The 6,083-nt window shown below is 66.0% G+C and carries 8 protein-coding genes; 5 read left to right on the top strand and 3 right to left on the bottom strand.

What is annotated here, in order from left to right; translation table 11 throughout:
• The first annotated feature begins 77 nt into the window (after positions 1–77).
• Positions 78–518: a hypothetical protein gene (locus tag Raf01_RS42880; RefSeq protein ID WP_203923893.1), complete on the top strand. Its 441-nt coding sequence runs from the start codon at positions 78–80 to the stop codon at positions 516–518.
• Positions 519–631: 113 nt separating this feature from the next.
• Here the strand turns inward: Raf01_RS42880 and Raf01_RS42885 are convergent, their stop codons facing one another.
• Both Raf01_RS42885 and Raf01_RS42890 read right to left on the bottom strand, forming a co-directional pair.
• On the bottom strand, positions 632–961 hold the full coding sequence (locus Raf01_RS42885) for a hypothetical protein (RefSeq protein ID WP_203923894.1): 330 nt from the start codon (positions 959–961) through the stop codon (positions 632–634).
• An 80-nt stretch (positions 962–1,041) separates the two neighbouring features.
• The gene (locus tag Raf01_RS42890; protein ID WP_203923895.1) at positions 1,042–1,380 is read right to left on the bottom strand and encodes a hypothetical protein; all 339 of its coding nucleotides are present in this window, start codon (positions 1,378–1,380) and stop codon (positions 1,042–1,044) included.
• Between the two features lie 191 nt (positions 1,381–1,571).
• Here Raf01_RS42890 and Raf01_RS42895 point away from each other — a divergent pair, with 191 nt between their 5' ends.
• The 3 genes from Raf01_RS42895 to Raf01_RS42905 all read left to right on the top strand — a co-directional run bounded on the left by Raf01_RS42895 (position 1,572) and on the right by Raf01_RS42905 (position 4,275).
• Complete coding sequence (locus tag Raf01_RS42895; RefSeq protein WP_203923896.1) at positions 1,572–2,828, top strand: phospholipase D-like domain-containing protein; 1,257 nt, start codon at positions 1,572–1,574, stop codon at positions 2,826–2,828.
• Positions 2,829–3,561: 733 nt separating this feature from the next.
• Positions 3,562–3,894 (top strand): hypothetical protein, encoded by a 333-nt coding sequence (locus Raf01_RS42900; RefSeq protein ID WP_203923897.1) that lies wholly within the window; start codon positions 3,562–3,564, stop codon positions 3,892–3,894.
• A gap of 123 nt (positions 3,895–4,017) precedes the next feature.
• Positions 4,018–4,275 (top strand): hypothetical protein, encoded by a 258-nt coding sequence (locus Raf01_RS42905; protein ID WP_203923898.1) that lies wholly within the window; start codon positions 4,018–4,020, stop codon positions 4,273–4,275.
• A gap of 224 nt (positions 4,276–4,499) precedes the next feature.
• On the opposite strand, the gene Raf01_RS42910 is transcribed toward Raf01_RS42905, so the two are convergent.
• A complete protein-coding gene (locus Raf01_RS42910) occupies positions 4,500–5,285 on the bottom strand; it encodes a hypothetical protein (protein WP_203923899.1) in 786 nt (261 codons plus the stop codon).
• A gap of 427 nt (positions 5,286–5,712) precedes the next feature.
• Between Raf01_RS42910 and Raf01_RS42915 the strand changes: the two genes are divergently transcribed.
• Positions 5,713–6,083 (top strand): IS6 family transposase (locus Raf01_RS42915; protein WP_203923900.1); only part of this gene is annotated, 371 nt, incomplete at its 3' end.

The raw sequence follows: 6,083 nt of genomic DNA on the forward strand, positions 1-6,083 counted from the left end.
GATGAGGCCCGATAGACGAGGCAAGGCCATGTGTCTGGCGGGCAATCGACCTCAAGTGCTGATCGGGAGGATCACTGATGCGCTTGAAAAGAATTCTGTTGTCCGTCGCGGTCGCGGTCGCGGCCGCCGTGCCGGTCATCGCGTTGGGCGCGGCCACGGCTCAGGCGCAGGTCGGCCAGTCGACGACCTGTCCCCTCAACTCGGCCTGCTTGTTCTACCTGGTGAATCTCTTCAACGGACATCCTTCCGCGACGACCTGGTATCCGGTCGGAACTTCGGTTCCGGACCTGAGCGCCGAAGTGTTCAACGGCGGGGGCTCCGGAGCCAACGGATTCAACTTGCCGGTCCTCGGCAACATCGGCGATGTTGTCAACAAGACCCTGACGGGCGGTCCTCTGCTGGTCTTGTGCTCCGGCACCAACTACACCGGCGTCTGCCGGATCCTCACGGCAGACAGCACCTGGCCCGTCAACGACACTTTTCTGCGGACTGTGCACTCGTTCTACTGGGCTGTCTGAACGCACACCGACGTGTCGCGGCGGCCAGCCCTAAACCGGCCAGCGCCACCGCGACGTCGACCGCTGCCCGCTCTGGCGCCGCTGACCGCTGCGTGGTTGCCAAGGCCGGTCCGTTACGCCTTCAACATCGACGGCGCCGACTGCGGCTTCTTCGTGTTGTAGCAATTCACGATGTCCTGCACATACTTCGGCGACTTGTTCTGATGCTGCGCCGCCTGCTTGATCACGTCGTCCTCGGAGACGAGCTTGCCTTTGTCGTAATCGGAGCGCGCGGCGTTCAGGTAGTGGTTGAGGGCGACGGTGCCGATCTGGTCGTGGTCGCCGGAGGTGGCGATCGTGTTGATCCGGTCGCCGACCGAACCGTTGCCGAGGTTCAGGTTGTTGACCCCCAGGCGTTGCCAGCCAGCCAGGTCTTCGAGGTGGTTGCTCTGGAGGGTCGCCAAGGTATCGGCGTTGACCCGAAGATTGCCGCTGTTGGTCCGGTCCTGCTACAACGCCGCCATCTGGGTCTGCTGCGCGGGCGTCAGGCTGTCCTTGTTGGCTCCGCGCTGGCCAGCAGCATGTTCTTCAGGTCGCCTTCGTTCAGGCCCGTACTGGCCGCGTTGTCCCTCGCGAACGTGCCCGAGTCGGCAAGCAGGCTCGCGTACTGCTTCTCGGCCTGCATGTGCACCGCCGCGATGGTCTGGGCGCGCTTCTCGGCCTGGTTCAGCTCACTCATGGTCAGCGGCGGGCTCACTTTGTTGAGCAGATTGGCGCTCTCCGCGTACTTCAGGGTGGTGATGGCATTGGTCACGATCGTCTGGGATTTGGTCGCCATGCTTGCTCGCGGTCCGGCGACCGTCTTGAATCCGGATTCCCTCATCGACCCGGGCTCCCCCTGGCAGAACGGTACGTGTGAGTCGTTCAACGGCCGGTCCACCAGCTAGGGGATCCTTGCCGCATGCCTCGACTGCAGGAGGTCACTTACCTGCTGACTGGTACGGTGCGGCCGCCTGGACGGTGTGCGCCGACAACGGTTAGACGGAGCACCGCAGCACCGGTAGGTTTCACGCCATGTCTCATAGAAAACTTTCGATCGGCGGCGGGTTCGTGGCGATTATTGCCCTCGCTGCCTGGCTGACCACACTGCCCGCGCAGGCAGCCACCGTCGTTACCGGGGCGGTGTTCAACGATCCCACCGTCGACGGTGGACACTCCACCATCCAGGACAAGATCACGTCGCTGATCGAGGGTACCCCGGCCGGCGCGCGGATCCGGATGTCCATGTACTACGCGGACGACAGCACCATCCCGAACGCGCTCGTGGCCGCCCATGACCGCGGGGTCGGCGTGCAGGTCATCTTCGACCACAAGGAGACCGCGCTGGGGCCGTGGACCACGCTCGCCGGTGACCTCGGTACCAACCTGTCCGCGGCCTCCTGGGCGCTGGCCTGCCCGGCGGATCGCGGCTGTATCGGCACCCGGGTGCTGGGCAGCGTGGACGCCATCAACCACAACAAGTACTTCCTGTTCTCCTCCACCAGCGGCGCGACCGATGTGGTGGTGCAGTCCTCGGCCAACCTGCACAACGGGCGGGACGGCCTGAAGGGCTGGAACAACGCGCTGATCCTGGTCGGCAACACGGGCATCTGGAACGACTACAACGCCTACTTCGAGGACCAGAAGGAGCAGAAGCCGAACAACAACTACTACGACACTCGGGTACCGGTGGCGTCGGGCGACGCGAAGGTGCACCACTACCCGCGGCGGGAAACCTCCGGGGACAGCCCGTACGAGGACCCGAGCGAGGATACCATCGAGACGGTCCTCGACCATGTCAGCTGTTTCGGGAACTCCGTCGTGGGTACGCAGGACGGCACGAACCGCACCATCATCCGGGTCGCGATGGACATCTTCAGCCGTGACTACCTGGCGAGCAAGCTGTGGTCGCTGGACGCAGCGGGATGCTACGTCGAGGTGGCGATGACCTACGACCCGTCGAACGCGCTTCAGGTGACGTCGATGAAGGACCTGCTGAAGGCGGCGGGCAGCTACCATGGGCCGCTGGTGCGCTACTACTGCGACAGCGACAGTATCTGGATCCACTCGAAGTACCTCGAGGTCGAGGGCGACTACTACGGCGCGCCGGACCGGAAGATCGTGTGGACGGGAAGCCACAACTGGAGTACGAACTCCCTGCGTCAGTCGGACGAAACACTGCTGCAGATCGAGAATTCGACGGTTTTCGACGCGTACACCAAGAACTTCGTGGCCATCCGCGACAGCTCCACCATCCGTACCGTGGCCAACGGCGGCTCGGCAACCTGCTGACACCCCTCGCACTCGGATCCCGCCACCCGACGCGGAGTGGCGGGATCCGCCGGATCACCTGGCGGCCTGTGCACCAGGAACTAACCTCGGTCTTTCGTGCGCCCAGCGGACCTGGAGGTGAGTGTGTAGTTCATCTGGGGTCGTAAGCTCGTCGTCGCCCGCCGGTAGGAGTCCGGTCCGGGTAGCTGCCAGGAGGCCCGGTAGCAGGCTGGCGGCTGGGTCTGGAAACGGACCTGGTCGAAGCCCAGCGTCGAAAGCCTTGTCAGGGGGAGCGACTGCGCGGTCCGTAGCATGACGCGAAGCCTGCGGCGTCGTTAGAGGTCTCGCCCTACGGGGTGGGGCAGAGGGAGCGCCGAGCCCCCGAAATCAGGGCGAAGGCCATGGAAGCGGGGTAGGTCCTGGATTGCAGCCGCGAGGAACTCCCCGGCGTATGGAGTGCGGAACATTCAGATGGTGGCGGCGGGAACTGGGGAGACCCTGCCCGGCTCGGTGCCCTGCGGAGTGTCGCCGGAGCGCGGTGTCCTATAACCGATGGCCTCGGGAAGTGGATGGCTGGCCGAGAGGGAGTCGGAGGCGGCCGTAGTACCGATTGAGCCGGGCGGACAACATAACCGTCGGTGATGGGAAGGGCCGCTGCTTCGTCGATGCCTATTGCTGATGAAAGGGGGGCCCGGTGAGTGCCGTTTTGGCTAGTCCCGCCGCGTCGGGGTCCGTGTTGGACCCGGTTCGAGCTTTGCGGCATGCGCTGTGCCGGGCGGCCAAGGCCGATCCCGGACGTCGGTTCCGTGCGCTGCGGGACAAGGTCTTCCGCAGAGACGTCTTGTGGCGGGCGTGGGTCGCGGTGCGCCGTAACTACGGTGCGCCGGGCGTCGACAAGACCATTCTGGCCCAGGTCGAGGAGTACGGGGTTGCCCGGCTGCTTGATGAGCTGGCCGCCGAATTGAGGAATGGCGGGTGCCAGCCGCTGCCGGCGCGGCGGGTGTTCATCCCCTCCCGGCCGTCCGCGACGGCCGTTGGGCGCGCTACCTGTGCCCGCGACGCGCCCCATGGCGTGAAGGACACCTAAAATTCGAGATCAAGGATGCCCGTCCGCCGGGCAACGAGCTGTTGCACCACTGCACGCTCGCCGATGTGCCCTTCACGATCGGCCCGACTTCCGGGACCGTCCACGTTGCTCTGCAACAGTGCGATGAGCCCGGACCCTTTCGCCTACCTGCAGATCGCAGGCGGCGACGGCGGCGCCGAGTTGAACATGGCCGGAATCGACCGATTGATCACCGCGTTGCGGCGCACGCGGCAGACCATCCGCGCGAATCGCGAGATCGCACCCGCGACGATCGTCGGCCCCCAGCACACCGACAGGGACGCGCGGCAACACCCAGGACACGCCGGTCTCTCCGACCTGACCGGTCGCATGGTCGTCCGGCACGACGCGGAAGCGGCATAACCAGAAGCCGAAGCATCGGGCGTACCGGGCGCGGAGAATATTCCGCACCGCGCGGTCCGCCTGAACGCCAACGCATCCCGACTTCCTCTCACCGGCGGGATGGACCGGGGGTTGGAAAACCCGGAGGCCACGCCGCGTCCGCAGCGAAGACGGATCGGATAGCCGCAGGATGCCGCAGGGGAACGCGGCATCCTGCGGAAACGGCCGATGCAGCTCGTCGCTGATCAGCTGGCGGCCGTGGCCTTGGAGGCACGCAGACGGCGAATCCAGCCGTATGCGGTGTGCCGGGGCACGTTGTAGTGCTCGGCCACCGCCGCGGCGCTGCCGGCCTGCTGGAGCACGACCGCGAAGTCGTCGGGCATCCGCCGGTACGCCCGATCTCTGGCCGCCGCCGCAGTGCTCCGGGTCGCGGCCTTCTTGGCCGGAGCGGTCTTGGTTGACTTCTTCGCCTTGGTGGTGTCGGCGCTCACTCCCGTCGCCTTGGTCGCTTTCGCGGTCGACTTCGCGGCGGTCGCCTTGGTCGCCGCGGAGCGTCGGCGACGTGCCGGAGTCGCCTCAGCGGCGGTCGCCTTGGCCGGGACTGCCCGGGCGGCCGGCGCGGTGGTGGCCCTGCTGGCCGCGCGCGACCGGGTCCCCTTAGCCGGGACGGCCGGCGCGTCGACTGGGGTGGCCGCAACCGCAGCCTTGGCGGCGCGGGCCTTACGTGGCGCGCGCTTGGCCGCTGACGTGCTCGCCTCGCTCGGCGAGGCCTGCCCCTGCACCATTGCCGGTGCGGCGTCGACTGCCTCGGCCGCTGGCATGGCGGTCAGTACGGGGGTCGGCGTCGTCGGCGCGATGGCTCGCAGCAGCAGGTTGTAGTCGATGGAGGGGAGTACCCCGGTAGCCAGGCCAGCCGCCGCGTGCAGGTGCAGGTCGGTCAGCGTGGCGTCGCCGGCGCTGGTGTCCAGTCGCAGTGTGGTACTTGCCCCACTGCTGTCGTCGGGTGTGATGGTGATGGTGTACGAGGTCACGGTTGCCACTCTCAGGGGTTCGCGGAACTGGTGGGTCGACGCAGCGGCGTTCTGGTTTCGGCTGGCGTGCGCGGAGCACGTCGATCGCGGTAGCCGAGACCATGCTGGTCGTGCTTGCCTCGATTGATTCTACGAATCGTCGTGGTTCTAACCTAGTCGGGTGAGCGATTGTGTGCTGGGCACTGTTCGTTACCGCGAATGCGCGGATCTCATGTCTGGCTTCCGCCGCCGCGCCGAGGGCGTTGGTCGACATGCCGGAGGTACGGTTGCCTGCATCGTCCGCCACAAGAGGAGCCCTGTTTATCCGTGCGTGATCGTGAGCAGACTATGGTGTTCGACGAACTCATTGACGGTTCTCTTGCATTGAGCGTTGGCAAGATCGGGGCAGACTTGAGCAGTGAAGTCATCGACTCGATCTGTTCCGTGGTTGCCTGCGAGGTCGGCGTTCGCGGGTTTCCGGTTCCCGCCCGAGGCGATCGTCGTCGCCGTGCGTTGGTATCTACGCTTCAACCTGTCCTATCGCGACGTTGAGGAACTGTTGGCCGAACGCGGCGTGGAAGTCGATCACGTCACCGTGTACAGATGGGTCCAGCGGTTCACACCGTTGCTGAGCGTGGCCGCCCAGCTCTGCCGCCACTCGCCGGGCGACAGATGGCACGTCGACGAGACCTACGTCAAGGTCAACGGAGTTTGGCAGTACGTGTACCGGGCGGTCGACCAGTACGGGCAGGTCATCGACGTGCCGGTCTCGGACCGCCGAGACGCCGCTGTGGCTCGGAGGTTCTTCGGCCGAGCACT

This window comes from Rugosimonospora africana, assembly GCF_016862975.1.
GTDB lineage: Bacteria > Actinomycetota > Actinomycetes > Mycobacteriales > Micromonosporaceae > Rugosimonospora > Rugosimonospora africana.

What these genes read in the sequence shown, in the direction of transcription:
- Raf01_RS42880 (WP_203923893.1), top strand. Translation starts at nt 78, where the DNA reads ATGCGCTTGAAAAGAATTCTGTTGTCCGTCGCGGTCGCGGTCGCGGCC.
- Raf01_RS42890 (WP_203923895.1), bottom strand. Translation starts at nt 1,380, where the DNA reads ATGAGGGAATCCGGATTCAAGACGGTCGCCGGACCGCGAGCAAGCATG.
- Raf01_RS42895 (WP_203923896.1), top strand. Translation starts at nt 1,572, where the DNA reads ATGTCTCATAGAAAACTTTCGATCGGCGGCGGGTTCGTGGCGATTATT.
- Raf01_RS42905 (WP_203923898.1), top strand. Translation starts at nt 4,018, where the DNA reads ATGAGCCCGGACCCTTTCGCCTACCTGCAGATCGCAGGCGGCGACGGC.